Genomic DNA, 2843 nt, shown 5'->3' with positions numbered 1-2843 from the left:
GGTGTCGGCGTACGAGCTAAGCTCCCCAGTCGCGTACGGATGAACGTCCCCAGCTCCGTCGCGGGAAGCAGCACGGCTGAGGAACCTGGTTGAGATCGTCAGGCCGGCCGGAGACACTCGCACGATGAGTCATAGCGCATCGTCCGGATCGGTCGAACGAGGTTGGGACGACCCGTGGTACCGGGTTCGCACGGATGCCTTCGAGGCATCGTTCCTGCCCACCCCGGACGAGGACCTGGAATCGGTGTGCAACGTCGACGTCTTCGTGGACCTCGAGGACGGCTCCCGGTGGAGCGCGACCGTGTTCACGGTCGCGGAGGTCGAACGCTTGATGGAGACCTGGGCAGGAAGCGGCGAGGCTCTCGGCGGCCGCTACTTCTGGGTCTCGGACGGCCTGATCGTCAGGGATCCCGGCATCGACAGCATGACCCACGTGATCGCCGGACTGATCGAGACCGATGAGTTCACCGCGATCTTCCAGCGACTCGAAGACGACTGACCAAGCCCCCGGCCACTTCTGTGAAGGGCTTATCAGGCTACGTCTGTGTCCCGCTCGATAGCCTTGAGCCGGTTCTTGAGCCGGTAGCTGGGGCCGTTGATGGAGATCACGTCGCAGTGATGCAAGAGCCGGTCGAGGATGGCGGTGGCGAGGACTTCATCGCCGAACACCTGTCCCCATTCGCTGAAGGTCTTGTTCGAGGTCAGAATGATCGAGCCCTTTTCATACCGCTTTGAGATGACCTGGAAGACCAGGTTCGCTTCTCCGCGTTCGAGGATCTCGTAGCCCACCTCGTCGACGACGAGGACGCCCGGCCGAAGGTAGGTGCCGAGCTTGTTGGCCAGGCGACCTGCGGCTTCGGCGGCTTTGAGGTTGCGGACCATGTCGTCGAGGCTGGTGAAGTAGACCGAGTAGCCGGCCCGGCAGGCCGCGACCGCGAGAGCGACGGCGATATGTGTCTTGCCCACCCCCGGCGGACCCAGGAGAGCGGCGTTCGCCTTGGCCTCGACAAACGAGAGCGTCGCGAGGTCTTTGACCTTGCGCGGGTCGAGGTCGGGCTGGAACGAGAAGTCGTACTCATCGAGCGTCTTGTGGTGCGGCAGCCGGGAGAGCCGCAGGCCCTGGCGGAAGCGACGGTCGTCGCGGACGGCCAGTTCCTCGGAGAGGACCAGGTCGAGGAAGTCGAGGTAGCCCATCTTCGCCTCGTCGGCCCGGCGGGCGAACTCGTTGATGGTCTCCGCGAGGTGGGGCAGGCCGAGCTTGCCGGCCGTGGTGCGGATGCGGTTGCCGGTGAGCTCACTCAAGAGGATTCCTCCGTCGCTCGATGGGTGGTGAAGGGACGGGTGCCGGTCAGCTCGTCATAGACCGACAGCGGTCGGCGCCCGACCTCGATCCGGGTGGCCGCGGCCCGGTTCAGCAGGGCCTGCAGCGGGCCGGTCTCCTCGCCCCGCGGCCGCTCTTGACGAGGCTGGACCGGGATGTCGCCGGTGGTGGTCCGGCGGCCCTTGCCGGTGGGCAGGCCGTCCCAATGCGACTCGTCGACGACACGGGCACCGCGGCCGATCGCCCTGGGATGGGCCGCCAGCAGCGTGCTGCCCTGGGCGTCGGCGAGGGTGGCATGCAGCATGACCTGGGATTTCGTGGCTCGGATCTCGACCAGCTGCCTGGCACGGACTCGGCGGGCCGGCACGGAGTAGAGGTTGCCGTCGAAGGCGATCAGGCAGTCCTTGCCGACGTGCCGCAGCTGCCGTTCGGCCACCAGATAGGGAGTCGGCGGCAGCGGCTTGAGAGCCGCGTGATCTCTCGCCGCCCGCTCCGCGATGACCTCTCGGTGCGTCTTGTGGATCTGGGCCCGCCGCACGGGCACCCAGGCGGTGAACGCGGCGTCCATCTCTTCGACGGAGGAGAAGGACCGGCCGGACAGGACGTGGTCGCGGACGATCAGCACCTGCCTCTCGACCCGGCCCTTGCCCTGCGGCCGGTAGGCGGCCAGGACGTCGATGTCGAAGTCGTAGTGGCCGGCGAAGCCGACCGCTTCCGGATGCAGCGGGACCGCCTCGCCAGGAGCGACGTGACGGCGGACGACGGTCTTGGTCCGGTCGTAGACGATCGTCATCGGTGCCCCGCCGAAGTGGGCGAATGCCCGGCGGTGGCAGTCGAAGAAGGTCTGCAGGTCCTGGCTGGTGGTGAAGCAGCAGAACGGGTCCCGCGAGTACGACAGCGTCATGTGGAAGGAGTAGACCTTCGCGATGCCCATGTGGGCGAGGATCTTGCCCTCATCGCCCCAGTCCACTTGGGCCTGAGCCCCGGGGATCACTTCGAACCGGCGGTGCATCCCGGCCAGTTCCTTGGGAGTGATCCCCAGTTCCTCGGCGATCCTGGGCCGGGCCGTCTGAACGTAGAGCTTGACCCGCTGATAGTTCCCGGTGAAGCCGTACTCCTGGGCAAGCCGCTCGTGAATGACCGCGGCCTTCATCAGTACCTCGGCCCGGAGCATCGAGTCAATCAGCGGCCCGAACTCGTCGATCACCCTCACCCGCGACCGCCCGCTCGGCGACCGCCGCGGCGGGGTCGCCGGCCCCGGTTCCGAGAGGTACTTGCGGACCGTCTTGCGGTCCAGCCCGGTCTCCCTGGAGATCTCCGACAAGCTCATTGCCCCGGACTCCAGCAGGCCACGAAAGCGCCGAAGCTCCAGCCAACGCTGTGGATCCAAGACCACTGCCAGCCCCCTCCGCCGCCCATATCGACCAAGCAGCAGAGTGCCGAGCGGCAGATCTCACCACATCAGCAACTGTCCCCTTTCATCCGTACGAGGCTGGGGACGTTCACGTGTACGCCGACACGT

At 66.7% G+C, this 2843-nt stretch carries 3 protein-coding genes; 1 reads left to right on the top strand and 2 read right to left on the bottom strand.

The genetic code is table 11. The annotated features are described in order from the left end of the window. Positions 1–124 precede the first annotated feature (124 nt). A complete protein-coding gene (locus tag ACFYXV_RS34110; RefSeq protein ID WP_389385062.1) occupies positions 125–499 on the top strand; it encodes a hypothetical protein in 375 nt (124 codons plus the stop codon). A 32-nt stretch (positions 500–531) separates the two neighbouring features. On the opposite strand, the gene istB is transcribed toward ACFYXV_RS34110, so the two are convergent. Next, positions 532–1302: an IS21-like element helper ATPase IstB gene (gene istB / locus ACFYXV_RS34105; protein WP_361140682.1), complete on the bottom strand. Its 771-nt coding sequence runs from the start codon at positions 1300–1302 to the stop codon at positions 532–534. Next, positions 1299–2717, bottom strand: coding sequence for an IS21 family transposase (gene istA, locus ACFYXV_RS34100; protein ID WP_389385061.1), 1419 nt, complete (start codon positions 2715–2717; stop codon positions 1299–1301). The genes istB and istA overlap by 4 nt, the downstream gene beginning before the upstream one ends. Positions 2718–2843: the final 126 nt, after the last annotated feature.

It is taken from the genome of Streptomyces sp. NPDC002181 (genome assembly GCF_042890485.1).
GTDB lineage: Bacteria > Actinomycetota > Actinomycetes > Streptomycetales > Streptomycetaceae > Streptomyces.
This window is presented reverse-complemented; position numbering and strand designations above follow the sequence as displayed.